Raw genomic sequence first — 19,617 nt, 5'->3', positions numbered from 1 at the left:
CTATGCCATGCACTGTTCATAACATTCAGGGGTTTGCGCACAAGGGGAGCGGCGGCATGAGCATGGTGTTCCCGGACGTCTGCCAGACGCCCGCGCCGCCTGCGCCGCCGATCCCGATCCCCTACCCCAACATCGGCAAATCGTCCGACACCACGTCAGGCACCTCCACCGTAAAAGCCGACGGCAATATGGTGATGGTGAAGGGCGCCAAGTACATGATGAGCGCCGGTGACGAACCCGGCACCGTCGGCGGCGTCATGAGCGGCACGTTCAAGCAGGAATGCGAATTTCTCATGTACTCGTTCAATGTCATGCTGGACGGCAAGAACGTATGCCGAATGGGCGATCCGCTATGGCACAACAAGAAGAACATTTGCGGATGACGCCATCCCGAGCCAACGCAGTGCGCGCGACACCTTGCGCGGGAACAGTTTCACTAATTCAATGCCTGATGAGCGAAGTGGAGCAACCATGACAAAACAGCGCAGCAGCGTGGTCGCCCTGCCCCGCAACGTGCAGCGGCCTGCGCCAGGGGTACGGCGCTGCAGCCTGAGCCAGATTGCCGACGACGGCACCCTGTGGGTCAGCGATGCAGGAAGGGCGGACTACCCTTGCGATTGGCTCGAGACGCAATCGTTGAGGGTTGATACCCTGAAGGTTGGCGATATCGTACTGGTTCAGTTTCTCGATGACGACGCGCGTGGCGTCGTGCTCGGTCGGGTTGGTCCGTATCGAGCCCCTACGCCCTCGGCAAAGTTCACGCTCGAAGCCACCGAGGTGCTCACCCTGCGTTGCGGCAATGCCACGCTCGATCTGCGCGCGGACGGCAAAGCTGTGCTGAGGGGCGACGATGTGCTGATCCGCGCGCGAGGTTTACAACGCATCAAGGCTGGCAGCGTTTCAATCAACTGAACCATGCGCACAACGCCGCTACAGCGTCGACGAGATTTCATTCCTGAGCTTGCGCAGGCACACGCAGAGGAGCTTGCGTATCTGTGGCATCGGCGGCGTGCCGCCATTCGCTCACCGGCGCTGACGATCCGCGATTTTGGTGATCTGAACGAGCGCATAGAAGCGCACCTCGAAGGGCTGCTGGTGTGCGGTCGGTCGCTCCACAGTATTGTGGGCGAACGACTCACGCTCGACGATCGCGACGAAGTTTTTGCTGGCGCGCTGCCCCTGCTCCGAAGCGGCAATATCGATGCAGCACGAAGCGTGCTGTCTTCCTTCGCGGCAGCAACTGGCGGACGGTTGGAAGGGCTGCGCGATGCTCTCGGCGTGGCCCCCTTGGCGCACACCGAAGCCACACTGCGGGCAGCCTTGTCACACGGCAGCCCTGCCCATGCGGCCGCTGCGGCGCTTGCTCTCGCGTCGCATCGCCGACTCGATCCCGCTGACCCGCGACTGGCACGCTTGCTTGACGATCCGATCCCTGCCGTTGCGACGCAAGCATGGCGTGCCGCGCTCCACGTCGACGCTGCGGTCAACCCGATTCCCCGCCCATACGCCGCAGCCATCAGCCATGATGACCCTGCGCTGCGAGCCGCGGCGCTGGAAGCAGGCGTGTGGCGTAGCGAACCTTGGGCCCCGAACGTCATTCGAAAACTTGCTGAACGCGGCGAGTTGCTCGGCCTTACCTGGATGAGTGCGGTCGGCGAGGCCGCTGCAATGCAGGGCATGCTGCCAATGATGCAGGCCTTGCCAGGGCCAACACGCTGCGCAATAGCGGCACGCAGCGGCCAGCCTGCAGCGATGCAGGCCTTGCTGGACTGGATGTCGGACGCTGATCCGGCAACCGCCGCAGGTGCAGGCGAAGCTTGGACCCGGCTTACGGGGCTCGACGTAGAGGGTGAGCGCGCCAGCCTGCCGGTAGATGCGGAAGCGGACGAAATCGAGCGCGAATTCGCGCCAGAGGTTCGTTTGCCCGACGCACCGAAAGCACATCAGCAATGGGCGGCGAATGGCTCACGATGGCTTGCGGGGACGCGTTGGTCCCGCGGCCACGACATCGGCGTCAGTCTTACCTCAGTGGCGCAGCGGACAATCGATCTTGAAGCGCGTTGGGATTTCGGCGCACGCGCCGCACTCGCCGGCGCACCAGTGTTCCCTCCGCCACCCGCGATCTAATCCATCACCCAATTTACCCAGCGGATAACACGTTCACGCCATGCGTCTCACGGTACTGACTTTCAAAGGCGCGCCGCCACCAAGCCCGATTCAGGTGGAGTTCGGCCCTCAAGGCGGATCGATTGGCAGAGAGCCCGGCAATCATCTCGTACTGCCCGACCCCGAGCGGCATATCTCGCGCCTGCACGCGCAGGTGCTATTCGACGGCAGTGCTTTTGTCATCGAAGATCACGGCGGCAATCCAACGCTGATCAATGGGCGTCCGGTCGGACGTGGTAACCGCCAAGCCATCAACGACGGCGACGCACTCTCGATTGGCGGCTATGAGTTACGCGCGGAGGTGAGCCGTTCACCGGCGCCTTTCGTTACGCCCGTGAACACGCCTACCGTTGCAAGTGATCCGTTGGGCCTGTTTGGCGGTGCGCCAAGCTCGGACCCGTTCGCAACGCCGACGCCCGCAGTACCGCAAGCCCAAGCGGCGGCGCCAGCAGCTCCGGCGGATGACCCGTTTGCAGTGTTCATGGCGGCCGCCCCGGCGCCACCGCCAGCGGCACGACCGGAATCATCGCTGCCCGATCCGTTCGCTGCGCCCCCTCCACCGCCGAAGCCGGCAGCACCGCTCGGCATGGATCTCAGTCTCGCACCAGCTGCCAGCGTTGATGATCTGTTCGGACTCGGCCCTCAAGGCAGCGCGTCGGACCCGTTTGCCGGCACCGCCTTGTCGGCGCACAGTGCGCCCGCCGCTCCAACCGCGAACGCGAACGATCCCCTCGCGCTGTTTGGCGCAGCCCCCGCCCCTGGCCCGACGCCGGCACCGCTACGCGATGACGCCCCCATGCTGGCTGAGAACTTCGCGCCGCCGCGTCCGCTTCCAGAGGCTGCCGATACGATTGCGACGGCACCGACTCCAGCGGCACCTCCAAAGCCCAGCAACGCTGATGGGCCAGCGGGGCCGGGCATTGTCGTATCATGGACGGAGTCGCCGCTGCCACCCACGCCGCCAATTCAGCCCCCGCCTGCCGACAGCAGCGAACGTGTGGTGCCCAACGTTGCAGCCTCGCCGGGTGTGTCGGTCCGTATCGAACCGGCTCTTGAAGCGCCGGCTCCGGCGGCCGCTAAACCGGCTCCGTCGGCGGCGCCAGCGCCAGCCAGCGTCCACACAGCGCCAGACGAATTGCTCGCCGCCTTCCAGCGTGGTTTGGGTTTTCCGCTGCAGTTGCCCCAAGGCATGACGCCGGATCGGATGGAACAGATCGGCCGCGTGTTACGTGAATCCGTATCGGGCACGATGGCACTGCTGACCGCAAGGGCACTAACCAAGCGCGAGATCCGGGCCGAGGTGACGATGATCGTGAGCAAGGAGAACAACCCGCTCAAGTTCGCTCCGGATGTCGAGTTCGCCTTGGTTCAGCTCCTTGCACCGCAGGGGCACGGCTTCATGGAACCGGTGAAGGCGATGCGCGACGCGTATGACGATTTGCGCTCGCATCAGTTCGGCTTCATGGCAGGTATGCGCGCGGCGCTCAGCGGCGTACTCGAGCGCTTCAAGCCTGAGCAACTGGAGGGCCGCATCAGCGACCGCGGCTTCCTCGACAACGTGTTGCCGGGCTCACGAAAGGCGCGTCTGTGGGATCTCTACGAGCAACACTACGCAGACATTTCTCGCGAAGCCGAGGATGATTTCCAGAACCTCTTCGGCCGCGCCTTCCTGCGCGCCTACGAGGAGCAGATCGATCGGCTCGCATCCGAACCCGGACGCGACTGACGCAACGGCGGAGCCCCTGATGCTCAAGCTCGAAACAGCGTACCTGACCGACCCGGGAGGCCGCTCCCGGAATGAGGACGCGTGCGGCTACTGGAGTTCCGAAGCCTGCGGTTGCTGGGTGGTTTCGGACGGTGCGGGCGGTCACGGAAGTGGCGACATGGCTTCGCGCCTCGTCGTTAGCCGGATACTCGAAGCTTTCTCGGCGAATCCTGCGATCAGCTCCGATCGCGCGGTAGAGCTGCTGCGTGGCGCGAATGAGGCCGTGATCCATGCCAAGCGCAGTGGCGCCACCAAGGACGACATGCACGCTACGGCAGCGATGCTGTTGATTGACCGGGAGCGTGATGAGGCAATCTGGGGCCATGCAGGCGACACCCGCATCTATCTGTTTCGCGACGGCCGCGTCGCCTACTGCACACGTGACCACAGCCTGGTGCAGAACCTGATCGATGCGGGCTATGGCACCACCGAGATGATCCGTAGTCATCCGCAACGAAGTCTACTGACGTCCGCGATCGGCTCGGCGGAGGCGATTGAGCTTTCAGTGGCGGGCACGCCACTCAAGATTCAATCCGGCGACACTTTTCTGATGTGTACCGACGGTTGGTGGGAATACGTCGAAGAAGCAGACATGCTCCGCCTGCTCGACCTGGCAAGCACCCCAGCTCATTGGCTAAGCTTGATGAGCGAGGCTTTGCGCGCGAAAGTGAGCACCGGCAACGACAATTTCACTGCGGTATGTGTCCTTGTGGGTTCGGGGGAACCAACCACGACGATCATCATGCCGGACAGTACGCCTGCTGAGTGACACGCCCGAGCAACACCTATTTCCCGGAGCGAAAACATGACAACACGAATCCGAATACTCAGTGCTGCAATGGTCCCGATGGTCCTCGGCAGTTGCGCGAGCATGGACGAAAAAACCCAGGGTGCGATGATTGGCGCGGCAATTGGCTGTGCCGCAGGCGCCGTACTGGCACAGGTCACCTCGAACGACCCGGGCACTGCGTGTGCCGCGGGCGCCGTAGTCGGCGGCCTGATCGGCTATCAGCGAGCCCGCAGCAATGAGATTGAAGAAGCGCAGAAAGCGGCTCAGGCCACCGTCGCAGTTGAAGGCGCCAAAGCGGCACCGGTGCAAACCGATGTCGTTCAGGTAACCGACAAGGAAACCGGCAAGACGGAACCGGTGAAGGCGTTCAAGTCAGTCTCGGTCGACATCCCGCTCAGCCAGGTCAATACAACTGACGGTCGCGAGGCCATGCGCAAGCTGAACGACTATGCGCGAAAGGTCGCAACCGATCGCGGTGAGACCGTCGAGATGACGATCGCGGTTCCGCCTGACAAGGCTGGCCGCAGCAAAGTCGCCGCGCAGCAAACGCGGGAAACCGCCGGCAAGGGCGCGGTGGTGCGTAGCGTGGTGACCGACCCACGGACGCCCAGCAATGTCCAAAGGGTCACGATCGAGGTCAAGAACCCGGCGCGAATCGAAGTCTGAAAACCCGCATCGATGCGGCGGTCAATCGCCGCCGCATCATCGAGCCGCCTCGTGACATGCCTATCGGGTATCGCACGCCAACACCAGGCGGCGCAGTCCTCGACTACCTACTTCTTCCCGCCCAATAGCTGATCGAGATCTTTGTTGAGCTTCTTCATGTACTCAGCCTCTGACTCCGAGCCTTGCTGCGGCTGAGCTTGAGATTTGGGCTTCGGCGATTGCGCTGCCGGTTTGTCGCTCCGTGGCGCAGCCTCAGTCGGCTTGCGCGCCGCTGGCTCCGGGGCGACATCAGTCTCGCTCACCAAAAACGTGCTCACGCCGTAGGCGGCACTGCAAGACGTCGTCCCATCCGTGCAATGAACGGTCCCTGCGAGTGCCGCTGCGCCGCCGCGCTGCAAGGCCGACTCCACCGTCGATACGGTCGCTACGCCAATGCCGTCGCGGGTCTCCAGTGCCAACTGGTCAAACTCGCGCGGCGACTCGGCGACCATGGCGATGACATCCCAATCGCCTTTGGGTTGATCGGCGTCGAAGGTCCAGTTTTCCCGCGGGAAGCGCATCGTCTTGCCAGCCGCAATGCGGTTATCCGGATCGAGCGCGTTGGGATAGATCCGCGACAAGGTACCCGCCCCCTTGTCGTGAAGAAGAACATAGACATAGCCGCCCTTGTTGGAGCGCAGGCTGAACGTCAGCGCATCCTTCCCGATGACGACTGGCGTTTTGATCTTATCGATCATCACCCCAATGTCTGCGCTCGCCGCGGCCTGCAGCGCCTGCTCCGCCTCACCCAGGCTGACCGCCTTGGGTGGCGTCACCGGCACGGCTGGCACTGACTGGGCCGGCGACGCTTCGCGCGCCACGGGCGCCGATTGAGGCGCAGGAGCCGGTGCCGACGCGGTCACCTCAGGTTTCGGAGGCTGGGTCTCACTACTACGACCAAGCAGCAAATAAGCGCCGACGCCCGCTACTGCGAGCCCACCCACCGCAGCCCCAATCCAGATTCCGGTGCGGCTGGCCGGCTTTGGTGCCACCTCCGCAGTCACTGGCGTGGTCGAGACCGGTTGCCGTGCGGGCTGCGCGACCGTGGCAGCGCCATCGCGCCGGATCGGTGCGGGTTCGAACGATGCAGGCGCCGGCGTGCTTGTGGGCGCGAACAGGGGTGAAGCGCTGCTGAAACCAACCAGCGTTCGCATGTCGGCGATCGATTGCGGCCGATCTTCCGCCTTGACGGCCAAACAGTGGTCGATGCCGCGCAGGAAGGCATCCTCGTAGCGGCCCGCGGCGATCTGCGCAAGCGGCTCGAAGTTGTCCTGCATCATGCGGCCGACCGATGGCGGCGGCGTACGGCCGGTTATCATGAAATAGACGACCGCACCGAGCGCGTAGATGTCGGTCCAGGGGCCCTGTTTCATGCCGGGCATCTCGGCATACTGTTCGATTGGCGCGTAGCCCGGCTTGAGGATCACCGTAAGCGCCTGCGTCATATCGCCAATCACGCGGCGGGCGGCGCCGAAATCCAGCAGCACCGGTCGATCGTCTCGCAACAACATGATGTTGTCCGGCGCGATGTCGCGGTGGAAACAGTTGTCGTGATGGATGATCTCCAGCGCATCCATCACCGGTGACAGGATCTTGCGGATCCAGCTTTCATCCGGCGCACCACTTCGCGCCTTCAGCGCGTCACGCAAGGTAATGCCGTCGTAGTACGGCATTGCCATATAGGCCGTGCCGTTCGCCTCCCAGAAGCGGTACACCTTGACCAGCGCAGGATGGTCAAACTGGGCCAGAAGTCGCGCCTCGTTCACGAAGCTGCGGCGGCCCACTTCAAAGGTTTCGCGATGCCGCTCAGAGCGCACCGCGACTGACGCATCGGTAGCGCGCGAGGCGAGCGACGAGGGCATGTACTCCTTGAGCGCGACCTTGCGCTCCAGAGAGTGGTCGTGCGCAAGATAGACGATGCCAAAGCCGCCCTCGCCCACCAGACCAACGATCTCAAACTCTCCCAGGCGCGTGCCGACTGGCAACGCGTTCTGCGACGTCGATTCGCGCTGTTGAGGTGGCGGCGCAGGTGTTGCCGCAGCGCCACCGAGTACTACCGTCTTGTCATCGTTCGTATCTGGCACAGGATTCATCCACGAGTCCGCCTGGCAGTCAGCTACTGAGGGCTGATCATGCTGCCGAAGCGCGACGTTGAGGGCAACTGAAGATGCAGCGTGGCGTTGCCTGCATTTCGCCACCACAGGCTGTAGCCCGAGAGGACGCGCGCGAGAACGCCATCAGCAAGGGTAGCAAGATCGGGCCCGCTGACATCGCGTGGAATGTCGATGGTGTGGGCACGATTCAGCACGGCCGACGCACTTTCGGTAGAAGGTTTCGGGAAAAAGGCTGGCAGCCCCACGGCAGCAAGGTCTGCCTCGAACCCATCGACCGTGGCATCGTGCGACAGACAACGCCGGGCAGCCACTTCAATACGGTCAAGCCAGGGCGCAAGCGACGCGACCGCAGCGCGATCCAACTCGACACCATCAAGTGGCGCACACACAGTGAGCGGAAAGTAGCGGCCCACGCGATCTACCGAGGGCACGATCAACCCAGCCCAGCCGCGCGGCCCAATCACGCCGGCCGTCAGCACGAAGCGCCAGACCGGCGCCGTGAGGTAGCTATCAAGCCATGTGGCATCCAACACGCGTTGGCTCTCCAGCATGGCTTGCTGCAACCAGTGATCCCACGACGCAACGAACGCGGGGTCAAGGCGCCTTTGAGCGAAGTCCCCAAGCGCGGGTAGCTTGCCGAACCATCCAGCTGCTTCCATGCTCACAGGCCGGCCGGACAGCGGAATTCGTTCAGATCCCGCAGCCGGAAGGGGTTCTGCACGCTGCTCGCGGTCACCTCGAAGGTCGCCGTGCGGCCATCGACATCGAACACCACGCGAAATTTCTCCGGCGCACCGAGCCCATCAACCTTGGCCTTGTCGAAGAGCCTGAACAAGGCCCACGGCCCTTCGGTGTTGAATCCCGATGCGCCGCTCGGGCCGGCAGGCGCAATCTGCACTCGCGCCGCAAGCCCGCCTTTGGCGCCTGGCCACTGGATCGACTGCAGCACCTGCGGGCCGTGTGCATAGCGCACAAGCTGACCGTCCACATCCAGCGTGAACTGGGTAATCGCCGGATCCATTTCGATCGGTTTGAAATCAAGCCGGATCGAGCCGCCACTGCGGAAGAACACATCCCGTATCGTCGCCGCGCGCTGGAACTGGATCAGGCTGCCCGATCCGCCGAGTGACTGTTCTTGAACCTTCTTGAAGCTCCAAGGCCGTGTCGACATGTCGACATACTGAGCAAGGTTCTTCTGGAAGAAATCGTCCATCAGCCCACCCGGCGAGAAGAGACGCGCAAAGTCCTCGCGCGTCACGTCGCGGTTGCTGCCCTTCACGAACGGATAACGGCCCTCGATCGCTTGCTGGCAGAACTGTCCGACTTGTGCGCCAACGCTGGCCGAGAGGTTCTCGCGCGTGGCACTCAGCGCCTGCGTAGTACCGGCTGCCGACAGTTGCTGCAGCATCGAGCGAAGCGGTTCGGGCATCCGCGCGCTTTCAGCCTTGACCCGCACCCCGGTATCGCCCGGCGGCGGAGCAACCTTGTCGCGCAGCGCGGTTTCAGTCGCAGTGAGCATCACGTAAACATCGTTCAGCAACGCGGTAACGGCGTCGATCGGTGCAGCCTTGCCATCGCCGGTGACCAAGGCGCGGATCTGTGCGAAGCGATCATCGACAATGCTCTCGAGCGAGGCGCCGGAAGGCGCCGTTGGTGCGGCTTCGCCCATGCCAAGCATCTTGCCGAGTTCCTGTTTGGCACCGCTGAGTTTCTCGCCGGCCTTGTCCACCACCGTTTTGTCTTCCGCGCGACGCGTCAGCGTGGTTTCGCGAGACGCTGCCCGCAGGAACTTCGGCAGCGGGGAGTCCGGCGCAGACAACACACGGGCAACCTGGATGCTCTGCTGCAGAGAACTGGAGCGGATCAGCGTTACATCAGCCAGGAACTCTTCCCACACCTTGCCGTAGTCCGCGAGGTACAGGCGGCGCACGTCCTCGGAGACCTTGGCGGCATCGCCGCCCTGCTGCGCATCGCTGCCGAGCACCCAAGCCTGCTCCTCGGCAAGCTGTTTCGAGACCCGGCCGACCTCTCGGTCAAAACCCTTGTAATAGCCATCGTAGGTATAGAGGCCCGGTACGCCGCTGGACAGCGGCTGTCCGCTCTTGCGCACGAAAACCAGGGCAGCCGACGGGCCTGCGGCCCGTTCCACCGTGAAGGCCGGAATGTCGCCACCAACGCCTTGACGCTTCAAGCGGCTATAGATGCGCGCAGCAAGTGAGAGGCGCAGCAACTGGTTGCGGGCCTGAGCGACCAGCGCAGCATCGGCCTCGACCGGCGATGCTACCGGCCCTTCCGCGAACAGGGCATCGAGATGGGATGCAAGCGCCGCACGCTGATCGGTGGTCGTCTTCTGCGGCAGATTCCGTTCCCAATCCAGCGCAATCCATGCCTTCAATGCCTCTGCATCAAAATGCGCGGTCTGGTGCAACATCAGATAAGTCTTGAGCGCCTCGTAGCTGAATTCAAGGTTGTTGCCGTCCAGGCTGCCGCGCAGCTGCGCTTCAACACGGTTGGAGATCCGCGGCAGCAGCACGTCGCGCAGCAGACTGCGATAGGACTGCTCGGCAGCAGCATCGAGCTTGTCACCCTGCCCGAGACCGAAGCCGAGTGACAAAGGCGTGCGCCCCTCCGGTCGCGACGCAGTCTGCGACAGCGTCTGAACCGATCCCAACAGCGGAATCATGCCGACGATGTCGTCGATCGGCGCGCTGCCTGCCGCCGCTACCACCGGCGCAATCTCGGAAACTCGCGCATCGACCTCGCCAACGTAGCCGCGATTGCCGATAAAGCTCAAGGTCCAAGCGAGCAGAAGCCCGATTGTAAGCACCGCAATGACGGCAAAACCTGCCAGACGCAACCAGCCACGCTGGCGCTCCCACTTGAGGTTGGTGCCGCCCAAGCGCTGCTCCGCAAACACGACTTCGCGCAACAGTCGCGTCAGGAAGAAGCTCTTGCCGGAACCGGCCTGCGGCGGAAGCACGCGTCGCTCCAAGCCGAACGCGCCACCAAGACTCGCGAGCACCCGATCGATCGGGTTGCCTTCCTGGGTACCGCTGGTGAAGTAAACGCCGCGCACCATCAGCGGATGATCGAAACCCGACGGTGCGAGCACCTTGTCGAGGAATTCGCGCAACAGCCGCGACGCAGCGGCGAACTGCTGCGGGAAAGCGGCAATCGCGCCGCGCCGGACGAGGTCACGTTCGGTTTGCAGGCGCTCCAGCAACAGGCCGTCCACGCGCGCCTGCATGCCTTGCAGGCGGGTCGCAAGGTCCTGCGCATCGACGCCCTGCGCGTCTGGCGCGAACGTCGTGCCCCAGACCTGATCGCGCGCCTCCTTGCTCAAATCACCGAAGTAATCGGTAAAGCCTGCGATCAAGTCGGCCTTGGTCACCAGCACGTACACCGGCAGCCGTACCCCCAGCTCGGAATACAGTTCCTGGATCCGGGTACGCAGCGCTTGCGCGTGGGACATCGCAGCCGCTTCGCCCTGCGTCAGCAGATCGCCGAGCGAGATCGTCAGCAGCACGCCATTCAGCGGCTGCCGCGGGCGATGCTTCTTCAGCAGCGCCAGGAAACCCTGCCACGCAGTACGGTCAGCCGTCTGGTCGGAATCGTGTGTGGTGTAGCGGCCCGCGGTATCGATCAGCACCGCCTCATCGGTGAACCACCAGTCGCAATTGCGCGTACCGCCAACACCCTTGATCTGGTGCGAACCAAGTTTGTCGGCCAGCGGGAAACGCAAGCCAGAATTGATCAGGGCCGTGGTCTTGCCTGAGCCGGGCGCTCCGATGAATACGTACCAGGGTAGTTCGTAGAGATAGCGGTTGGACCCCAGCGATGCGAGTTTCGCGAAGGCGCCGTCCTTCTTCGCTGCGCCGATCTGGCTGTGCTTGAGTACTGCCACGCCCTCGGCAAAACGCTGGCGCAACACCTGTACTTCGGGCGAATCGCCCTCGGCGCCGCCGTGGCTCGCCAAACCGTCGAGCAGCTGCGCATTGTTCTTTCGCGCCCGCCATTTCACGTAAGCGAAGCGCCCGACGACGATCAGCACCGCAAGGGCGATCAGCGTCCAGCGAACCCATGCCGGTTCGAGCGGCGCATGGCCGGCGATCGCAATCAGCGGGCCGACGAACCAGATCACCAGCACCAGGGCCAACAACCCGAGCAGGCCCAATACCACCGGATGCAACAGCGCCTTGAAGAAGCGTTTCATCGGAAGACCTGTACCCGTTTCAGATGCCGCCTGCGGCGGGGAAAACGATGATTTCGACGCGGCGGTTTTGCGCACGTCCCTCGTTGGATTCATTGGAGGCGACTGGCTCGCTCTCCGCCCGACCCTCGGTCTGCACGCGCTGCCCGCCTTTGAGTTTCGGCGCCAGCGCTTCGCCTACCGCATCGGCACGCGCTTTCGATAAGTGCCAGTTGGATGGGAACCGTGCCGAACGGATCGGACGATTGTCGGTATGTCCGCGCACCAGCACCGACCCACCAACCTTGGCGACCGCCGCGCCGACGCGGTCCAGGATCGCGACGAAGCTCGGTGACAGCGTAGCGCTGGCCGGTTCGAACAGACCATCGCCCTGCGCAGTAACGATGCTGCGGTCCGAAAGATCGCGCACCACAACACGCCCGGCGTTGATGTCCTCTTGCAGAAGTTTGGCCAGACGATCCGGCGCGGCAACCTGTACCGGCTTGGCGACAACGGGTGCCGGCGGTTTTACGCGGAGCGCAAGGATGTTCGAGAAAGTTGGGTCGGATTGCCGGTTCAGCGCGAACGAGAGCGCGACAAATACGAGCCCGAGGATCAGCGCACTGATCGCCGCCACAGCCCATAGCGGCACGCTGTCGCGCAGCGGTGTGCGGCTCGTCGCGCTTGTTCGCCAGCTTGGCGACAACTCACGATCCGGTTCCCCACGTGCCTTGGCGAGCATCTGCGCAAGCCGCTCGCGGACTTGATCCAGTTGCGCGCGCCCGTTCTGCAACACGCGGTAACGCCCCTCAAACCCAAGCGAGAGCACAAGGTAGAAAAGTTCAAGCAAGGGCCGATGTTGATCTGGCTGCTCGGCAACCTTGCCCAGCAGCTGGAAGAATTTTTCACCACCCCAGGCTTCGTTGTGGAACTGAACCAACAGGCTGCGCTGCGCCCACAGTTTCTCGCCCCAAGGGGTATTGGCTGCCGTCTCATCGAGGAAGGTGCATAGCGCATAGCGCGCTGCGACGACATGCTCGTTCTGGGCCCCCTGCGCACGCGCGCGGTTCTCGAATTCCTGCATCGCTCGACCAAGCATTTCCCTCAGCCCAGCGGGATCTGAGTGCGTTGCCTGCCGTAGCTGCGGCACCAAGTTGAGCAACGGCGTCGCTGCCGCAACCAGCGGGTTAAGGCCGGTATCCCAATCCAGAGCGCCGAGTTCGACCCTGTCGAAGCGGCCACCCGACGGTGCAGGTGGAACGTATGCCGGCTGTGCCGCCGCTGCCGCTGCACGCGCCCCCGGCGAGGGAATGATCAGCGTGCGGTCAGAGGGCATTTGCCCAAAGGGATCGTCTTGCGCCATCGCGTCTCGTCCGTTCCAGTGGCCGGCCCGCGCCTGCGGGCACAGCGTCGTTCAAGAATGCTTCGTTTGCGCGCCAGACATCACGGCGCTGGCTCGAGCCAACCGCCTCAGGCGCGGATCGCCCACAGCGAGAGCTCCAGACCGGGAAAATCCCCGGCCACATAGATACCCAAACCGCCGGAGGTGTCGAGCTGTTTCCAGAGCTCGCCGCTGTTGTCGAGTTCGAAGTACGAAAAACCTGCGTGGTACGGCAATTGCCGCGGCGCCACCGGAAGCGGCCGCAAAGCGATGCCGGGCAGCTGCAGGTTGACCAGCTCGCGGATCCGCTCGACCGGCCCAAGCTTGGCTTGCGTCGGAAAACGCGCCCGCAGCGCTTCGCCCGGCACCTGCGCATTCACCGCGAGCACAAAGCCCGCCTGCCGCAGCAAACCGCGGTCAGCGATCATGCCGACGTAGCGCCCCTGCTTGTGATCCTGCAACTCGATCGGCACCGCCGTCTGCTCAAGCACTGTTGCCAGGCTGCGGCGTATTTCGCGCATCAAGGGCAAGAAGCACTGATCGAGCGCGTCGTGCGCATAGGCGGGGAAACCGTCGGGCCGCCGCTCGGTGCGTGTCAACGTGGCCAACTCACCCGCCAGTTCCAGCATCCGCTCATGCAGCCGTTCGGGATGCAACAAGCTGAGTTGGGCGAATTGATCCAGCACCGGCTGATGGCGGTTCGCGATCATCAGGAACATGAAATCAGCGAACTCCGACACGCCGCCAGCCCCCGGCTGCGCAAGCCGTGAGGCCAGCGCGTCACCGCGCTGACGCAACAACGCACAGACTTCCTTGATGTAGGCAGCAAGCACGCTGGAGACCTTACAACCCAGCACCGGCGGCACGTACCCGCGGTCGAGCAGCAGGCTGTTGTCCGCACGACGCTCCGCAACCCGCACGACGCCGAGGCTGATGAAAGCTTCGGTCAGAGGGCCCGCAAGTTCAAGGCGCAGACGCGGATGCCCAACCTCGATCGGCACCGTGCCCGCATCTGCGGTATGTGCATCCAGTACCGTCGTTTCCGTCGGCTCGTAACGCGCCAATCGCGTGGCGGCATCGGCCTCACCGGATACTTCCACCGCCTGCGGACGGCGCAGCGGCAAAGCCAAGCAGACCAGTGCGTCCTTTCCGTCCGCCGGGAAATCCAGCGGCGGTGGCGCGAGATCGACGGCCGGGCAATCAAACGGTGTGCCGTCGGGCAGTATTCCGCGTGCCTCGAGGATTGCGACCTTACCGGCCGCCAACGCCGCGTCGTCGATGATCAGGTGGCTGAATCCCCAGAAGTGGGCTGATACCGGGCGCGTCCGCGCCTCGACCCACCACTCGGTGTGGCGATCCTGCTGCTGGAAATGCTGTGGCTGGAGGAAAAGCCCCTCAGACCAGACAACCTTGCTGAACCAGGACATGGGCGTATCCGCGCGACGAGCTCAAGGGGTGGGTGTGATCGTTACACGGTCGCGTTGCACTGAAACCGTATAGGCCGTCGTCTTGTTCGCCGGCACTGGCGCGACGGCGCGCCACTGCGTTTTGTTCGGATCGCGATAGGCGACGAACACGCCCAGCATTTTTGCTTCGGACTGCGGTGTGAGGCGGCTCTGGATCCGCTCGCCCGGTCGCAAGGTCACTTCCTCGCGCGATACCGCGGTGGCGCCAAGCGTCTTGTCGTCAGCGTCGAAGAGCGAGAAGAAATCGGCAGCCTCGAACGGCCCGGAGTTGCCAAGCAGGTAGTAACGCACCACGACGGGCGTCGCACGCCCTTTTGAATCTGGGTTGGCACCGCTGTCAGCAGCCACGGTCAGTTGCACGATTGTCGGTGGCGGGGGCGGCGCGAGGCCTTTACCGCCGCAGGCTGCAAGCGTCGCGCAGAGTGTTGCGACGAGCAGGGATTTCCGTGACACGAAGTACATGCAGTTCTACCCTCGGAGAGTTGCGTTCGTCATCAGTGCCAAGTGGATTATCACGAGGCCGGGCGCTGGCTGCAACGACAGTGTGCACAGCGAACGTTATTGTTTACGCAATTTGCGATGGCGCTGGCGCCGCGCGTCATCTGCTGCTACCAATGATGAATCGACATTGGCAGCCGCATGCGCGGCCGGCATCTCGTGCTACCTGCATGTTCTGGAGGATGATCATGTCCCCGCGAAAACGGCAAGTTGGGCGCTACGATGCGCGGCGCTTGTTGCAAGCATTCTTGCTGTGCTGCAGCGTGGCAGCCTGCTCCAACGTCGGCCCGACGCCGACTGCTGCACCAAGCGAACCACCGCCTGCGCAGGCCGCCACAGCAACGCCGCCGGCACCGCCGCCGCCCCCCACGCCTGTTCCATTCGACCAAGCCCTCGAACGGGCTGCCGATGCGCTCTTCGGCAGCGTTGCTGCGGCGGATGGCAGCGCAAAGCATATGGTCGTCATCGACCCGCTTATCGACGGCGTCACCGGCGAGCAGACCCAGGCAACCCGCCTGATGCAGGCACGGCTGACCAAGATCGCCCGTGAGCGTTTCGCCCAGTTCGATGTACAGCCCTTCACGGTCGACAACCTCAAGCGCAAGCCGCTCGTGCTGATCGGCACCTTCACCGGTATCGACGGCCAAGGGAAGCCGCAGGGTGCCCGCGAGGCCTACCGGATCTGCCTTGCGCTTGCCGATCTTGATACACGTACTCTGGTCGGCAAGGGTGTCGCTCGCGCCAAGCCCGAGGGCGTGGACATCACACCGCTGGCCTATTTCCGCGACAGCCCCGCATGGGCGCTGGACAGCGTCACCGAGGGCTACATCAAGACCTGCCAGGGCAGCAAGATCGGTGATCCGATGGATGGCTTCTACGTGGCGCGAATCGTGTCGGCAGCAAGCGTGCAGCGTGCGATCGACGCCTACAACGCGGGGCGCTATCGCGAGGCCTTGGACAACTACAGCGTGGCGATGCAGGCCGCTGCCGGTGACGAGTTGCGCATCCTCAACGGGGTGTACCTCGCCAACTGGAGGCTCGGCCGCAAGGATGCGTCTCGCGTGGTATTCCAGCGGATTGTGGACTTCGGTCTGGAGCGCAAACGCATGGCGATCCGCTTCCTCTTCAAGCCCGGATCAACCTCCTTTGCGGCCGATCCGACCTTCGGCAGTGCTTACCCCTTCTGGCTCTCTGAAGTTGCGCAGCGCACCGCACAACGCTCGGCTTGCCTCGAAATCGTTGGCCACACCAGCCGAAGCGGGCCTGAGGCCTTGAATGAACGTATCTCGGTGCTGCGCGCCGAAGCGATCAAGCAAAAGCTGGAGGCCAATGCGCCCGCGCTGCGGCACCGTACGATCGCCAACGGTGTCGGGTCGCGCGAGAACCTGATCGGCAATGGCCGCGACGACGCCAGCGACGCGCTGGACCGGCGCGTCGTCTTCAAGGTGATCGACTGCGCGGCGAGCTGAAATGAAATGCGTGCGCTCGCGTGATGTGAACGCAGCCAGGCTGGCACGAGGAAACGTGCGGTTCCTTTCTGGGGGAATGTAAGGAAGCGGGGCTTGGGTCGATCCACTGAGATACGAGCAGCCCGACGATTCGGGCGCTCCTCAACAATCGCCAAGGAGCCCCAGATGCCATTCAAGACCGCAGCAAGCCCCATTTCCGCACTCGTCATTGCAGCCGCGCTGGGTGCAGCGCTGTCGCAATCCGCTGCTGCCGCCGACAGCGGTGAGAAGGAGAAGTGCTTTGGCGTTGCGCTGAAGGGCAAGAACGACTGCGCCGCCGGTGCTGGAACGAGCTGTGCCGGCACTTCGCGAGTCGACTTTCAGGGCGACGCGTGGCGCTATGTGCCCAAAGGCACTTGCGAAAAGACGCCCTCGCCAACGTCGCCAACCGGATTCGGGCAGTTCAAGGCCTTCAAAGCCAAGAAAGCCTGACGCCGCAATGTCAGCCCTTCCCGATGCCCGGCCCGAAAGGGCCGGCGGTTTGCCCGCCGGCGCCGGACTCAGCCTCAAACCAGCGCACTTTGCCGACGCGCAGCGCGCACGTGGGCGTTGCGCGTTCTATGAAGTACATGCCGAGAACCATCTCGGCGCCGGCGGACCTGCGCACCGGATGCTCGAATGGATCCGTGCGGACCATGCCTTGTCGATCCACGGCGTTGGCCTCTCCATCGCCGGTATGGCCTTGAACGCCCCACACCTCGATCGCATTGCGGCGCTCATTGAGCGTTATGAGCCGGCCGTGTTCTCCGAGCATCTCGCGTGGTCCAGCAGTGCCGGTGAGTTCCTCAACGACCTGTTGCCAGTGCCTTACAACGCCGCAACGCTTTCACGCGTCTGTCGGCATGTCGATCAGGTTCAGACACGACTCAAGCGCCGGATCCTGATCGAGAACCCAGCCACGTACATCCAGTTCGAAACCAGCACGATGAGCGAAGGCGACTTCCTCGAAGCACTGGTTGCGAGAACGGGATGCGGGCTGCTGCTCGACGTGAGCAACGCGTTCGTGTCGGCATGCAACCATGGTCGCGATGCCTGGGCTGACATCCTCGCGCTTCCGCTGCACGCGGCCGAAGAGATTCACCTTGCTGGCTACGCGGCCGAGTCGGGCGGCTCCGGCGCTACCCTGCTCGTCGATGCACACAACGGCCCTGTCGAGGACGCCGTTTGGCCCCTCTACGTGCGCGTATTGGGATGCATCGGCCCGCGCCCGACGCTGATCGAATGGGATAACGACTTACCCACGTTCGATCGCTTGCTGCGCGAAGCCGCGCGTATTGAGGTCGCCATCGACTCCGCATCACGCCCACAGCGGGGCGCCGCATGAAGACGTTGGCGAACTTTGCCAAAGCGCTGCGCAACGCCGATCAGCCGGCGCCCCGCGGTCTGCGTGTTATCGGCCCGCAGCCGCCGGAACAACGTTTTGCCGTGCACCGCAACAACCGCGCCCTCGGTTTGATCATGGCGCTTGAGGATAGCTTTCCGGTCACCCGTCAGCTCCTGGGTGAAACTTGCTTCCGGGCGATCGCCCTCGATTTCGTCCATGCACAGCCCCCCACGTCGCCTGTCCTTTTCGAATACGGTGAGACGCTGCCCAACTACCTCGAGGGACTCGCCGCCCTCGCCGACTATCCCTACATCGCGGACGTCGCGCGGCTCGAATACCACCGGATCGAGGCATGGCACGCCGCCGACGCCACATCGCTGCCGCCGACGGCATTTTTGCAATGGCTTGCTGACCCGCAGCGCCTGTCCGCGTTACGACTCGGCCTGTTGCCGTCGGCACGACTGATCCGCTCGAACTGGGCAGCCGGCAGCATCTGGCTGTCGCATCAAGACCTGATACCGATGCAGGGCGTGTCGATCGATCAAGCCGAATCCGTGCTTGTGCTGCGGCGCGACGACCTTGTGACCGTGCACATCGTCAGCGAATCCTGCGCAGCCCTGCTCGAACAACTGCTGTCGGGGGAATGCCTTGCAGTGGTGCTCTCCGCCGCCGCTCACGTCACCCCGGAATTCGATCTCGACGAGGCGTTTGCAAGCCTGATCTCGCTTCGCTGCATCTGCACGATTACCCCTCCCGCCGAGGCACACCCATGACGCCGATCTCCCCCGCCCGCAGCACCCTTTCCGCCACGATGTCCGCGATGGTGTCGGCCGCGATCAACACGGCACAACGAATCCCTGACTCGCTGATTGCCGCACTCGGGCGATTTGCGATTGCGGCCATCTTCTGGAAGTCCGGACAGACCAAGGTGGAGGGCCTCGCCATCGATCTGATCGACCGCAGCGTCACGCTCGGCTGGCCACATCTGTCCGATTCCGCAGTCGCGTTGTTCCGTGACGAATACCGCCTGCCGCTGCTGGATCCCGTGCTCGCAGCGACAGCCGCTGCGTTTGCCGAGCACATCTTCCCGGTTCTGCTTCTGGCAGGTCTCGCCACACGTTTCGCCGCGGCCGCCCTACTGGGCATGACGATGGTGATCCAGCTCTTCGTGTATCCGGATGCCTACCCCACGCACGGCGTGTGGGCAACCGTGCTGCTGGTGCTGATCGCACGCGGCGGCGGCGTGCTGTCACTCGACCATCTGATTGCCCGCCGCTGTCAGCGAGCACGGCCGATACCAGACACGTATTCAAAAGCTGCGATGTAAGGAATCGCCCCCTCACTCGATCTACTCCCATGCACACCCCGTGCAAGCCTTCATAACACCAGCCACAGAGAGGAAACATCATGATCAATGCAAAGTCCGGAATCGCCATCGCCACTGCCGCCGCAGCCCTGTTCGCCCTCGGCGCCGCACCGCTTAGCGCGTCAGCCGCCGACGACATGGGCGTCAAGTGCGTCGGCGCAAACAGCTGCAAAGGCCATTCCGAGTGCAAGACCGCAAAGAACGAGTGCAAGGGACAGAACAGCTGCAAGGGCCAGGGCTGGACGAAGACCAAAACCGCTGCCGAATGCATGCAGGCAGGCGGAAAAGTCGACAAGTCCTGACCGTCCTCGACCGACACCCGCCCTGGTGCGGGTGTCGGAAAGC

At 63.7% G+C, this 19,617-nt stretch carries 18 protein-coding genes; 12 read left to right on the top strand and 6 right to left on the bottom strand.

Features of this window, described 5'->3' with window-relative positions; translation table 11 throughout:
* The first annotated feature begins 56 nt into the window (after nucleotides 1–56).
* From ACE3P0_RS10215 to ACE3P0_RS10190, 6 genes are all read left to right on the top strand, one after another.
* Nucleotides 57–383: a DUF4150 domain-containing protein gene (locus ACE3P0_RS10215; RefSeq protein ID WP_374402473.1), complete on the top strand. Its 327-nt coding sequence runs from the start codon at nucleotides 57–59 to the stop codon at nucleotides 381–383.
* A gap of 88 nt (nucleotides 384–471) precedes the next feature.
* Nucleotides 472–912, top strand: a complete 441-nt coding sequence (locus ACE3P0_RS10210; RefSeq protein ID WP_374402470.1) for a hypothetical protein — start codon at nucleotides 472–474, stop codon at nucleotides 910–912.
* Nucleotides 913–915: 3 nt separating this feature from the next.
* Nucleotides 916–2,127, top strand: coding sequence for a hypothetical protein (locus ACE3P0_RS10205; RefSeq protein ID WP_374402469.1), 1,212 nt, complete (start codon nucleotides 916–918; stop codon nucleotides 2,125–2,127).
* A gap of 40 nt (nucleotides 2,128–2,167) precedes the next feature.
* Complete coding sequence (gene tagH / locus ACE3P0_RS10200) at nucleotides 2,168–3,892, top strand: type VI secretion system-associated FHA domain protein TagH (protein WP_374402467.1); 1,725 nt, start codon at nucleotides 2,168–2,170, stop codon at nucleotides 3,890–3,892.
* A gap of 19 nt (nucleotides 3,893–3,911) precedes the next feature.
* The gene (locus ACE3P0_RS10195) at nucleotides 3,912–4,700 is read left to right on the top strand and encodes a PP2C family serine/threonine-protein phosphatase (RefSeq protein ID WP_374402465.1); all 789 of its coding nucleotides are present in this window, start codon (nucleotides 3,912–3,914) and stop codon (nucleotides 4,698–4,700) included.
* 102 nt (nucleotides 4,701–4,802) lie between these two features.
* On the top strand, nucleotides 4,803–5,387 hold the full coding sequence (locus tag ACE3P0_RS10190) for a glycine zipper domain-containing protein (protein ID WP_374402463.1): 585 nt from the start codon (nucleotides 4,803–4,805) through the stop codon (nucleotides 5,385–5,387).
* Between the two features lie 107 nt (nucleotides 5,388–5,494).
* On the opposite strand, the gene ACE3P0_RS10185 is transcribed toward ACE3P0_RS10190, so the two are convergent.
* The 6 genes from ACE3P0_RS10185 to tssJ all read right to left on the bottom strand — a co-directional run bounded on the left by ACE3P0_RS10185 (nucleotide 5,495) and on the right by tssJ (nucleotide 15,029).
* Entirely contained in the window at nucleotides 5,495–7,411 is a 1,917-nt protein-coding gene (locus ACE3P0_RS10185) for a protein kinase (RefSeq protein WP_374402461.1), read from the bottom strand.
* 131 nt (nucleotides 7,412–7,542) lie between these two features.
* Nucleotides 7,543–8,199, bottom strand: coding sequence for a type VI secretion system-associated protein TagF (gene tagF, locus ACE3P0_RS10180; protein ID WP_374402459.1), 657 nt, complete (start codon nucleotides 8,197–8,199; stop codon nucleotides 7,543–7,545).
* 2 nt (nucleotides 8,200–8,201) lie between these two features.
* Nucleotides 8,202–11,753: a type VI secretion system membrane subunit TssM gene (gene tssM / locus ACE3P0_RS10175; protein ID WP_374402457.1), complete on the bottom strand. Its 3,552-nt coding sequence runs from the start codon at nucleotides 11,751–11,753 to the stop codon at nucleotides 8,202–8,204.
* A 19-nt stretch (nucleotides 11,754–11,772) separates the two neighbouring features.
* Nucleotides 11,773–13,065, bottom strand: a complete 1,293-nt coding sequence (locus ACE3P0_RS10170) for a DotU family type VI secretion system protein (RefSeq protein ID WP_374402455.1) — start codon at nucleotides 13,063–13,065, stop codon at nucleotides 11,773–11,775.
* A gap of 134 nt (nucleotides 13,066–13,199) precedes the next feature.
* Nucleotides 13,200–14,537, bottom strand: a complete 1,338-nt coding sequence (gene tssK / locus ACE3P0_RS10165) for a type VI secretion system baseplate subunit TssK (protein ID WP_374402452.1) — start codon at nucleotides 14,535–14,537, stop codon at nucleotides 13,200–13,202.
* Nucleotides 14,538–14,558: 21 nt separating this feature from the next.
* Complete coding sequence (gene tssJ / locus ACE3P0_RS10160) at nucleotides 14,559–15,029, bottom strand: type VI secretion system lipoprotein TssJ (RefSeq protein WP_374402450.1); 471 nt, start codon at nucleotides 15,027–15,029, stop codon at nucleotides 14,559–14,561.
* A 233-nt stretch (nucleotides 15,030–15,262) separates the two neighbouring features.
* Between tssJ and ACE3P0_RS10155 the strand changes: the two genes are divergently transcribed.
* From ACE3P0_RS10155 to ACE3P0_RS10130, 6 genes are all read left to right on the top strand, one after another.
* On the top strand, nucleotides 15,263–16,543 hold the full coding sequence (locus tag ACE3P0_RS10155; protein WP_374402448.1) for an OmpA family protein: 1,281 nt from the start codon (nucleotides 15,263–15,265) through the stop codon (nucleotides 16,541–16,543).
* A gap of 165 nt (nucleotides 16,544–16,708) precedes the next feature.
* Entirely contained in the window at nucleotides 16,709–17,014 is a 306-nt protein-coding gene (locus tag ACE3P0_RS10150) for a DUF2282 domain-containing protein (RefSeq protein ID WP_374402446.1), read from the top strand.
* Between the two features lie 7 nt (nucleotides 17,015–17,021).
* Nucleotides 17,022–17,906, top strand: coding sequence for a DUF692 domain-containing protein (locus tag ACE3P0_RS10145; protein ID WP_374402444.1), 885 nt, complete (start codon nucleotides 17,022–17,024; stop codon nucleotides 17,904–17,906).
* Nucleotides 17,903–18,679, top strand: coding sequence for a putative DNA-binding domain-containing protein (locus ACE3P0_RS10140; RefSeq protein WP_374402442.1), 777 nt, complete (start codon nucleotides 17,903–17,905; stop codon nucleotides 18,677–18,679). The genes ACE3P0_RS10145 and ACE3P0_RS10140 overlap by 4 nt, the downstream gene beginning before the upstream one ends.
* Nucleotides 18,676–19,233 (top strand): DoxX family protein, encoded by a 558-nt coding sequence (locus ACE3P0_RS10135; RefSeq protein WP_374402440.1) that lies wholly within the window; start codon nucleotides 18,676–18,678, stop codon nucleotides 19,231–19,233. The genes ACE3P0_RS10140 and ACE3P0_RS10135 overlap by 4 nt, the downstream gene beginning before the upstream one ends.
* An 80-nt stretch (nucleotides 19,234–19,313) precedes the next feature.
* On the top strand, nucleotides 19,314–19,574 hold the full coding sequence (locus ACE3P0_RS10130) for a hypothetical protein (protein WP_374402438.1): 261 nt from the start codon (nucleotides 19,314–19,316) through the stop codon (nucleotides 19,572–19,574).
* The last annotated feature ends 43 nt before the right edge of the window (nucleotides 19,575–19,617 follow it).

Source organism: Niveibacterium sp. (genome assembly GCF_041909475.1).
GTDB lineage: Bacteria > Pseudomonadota > Gammaproteobacteria > Burkholderiales > Rhodocyclaceae > Niveibacterium.
Note: the sequence above shows the minus strand (reverse complement) of the source record. Positions and strands in the feature narration are given on the sequence as shown.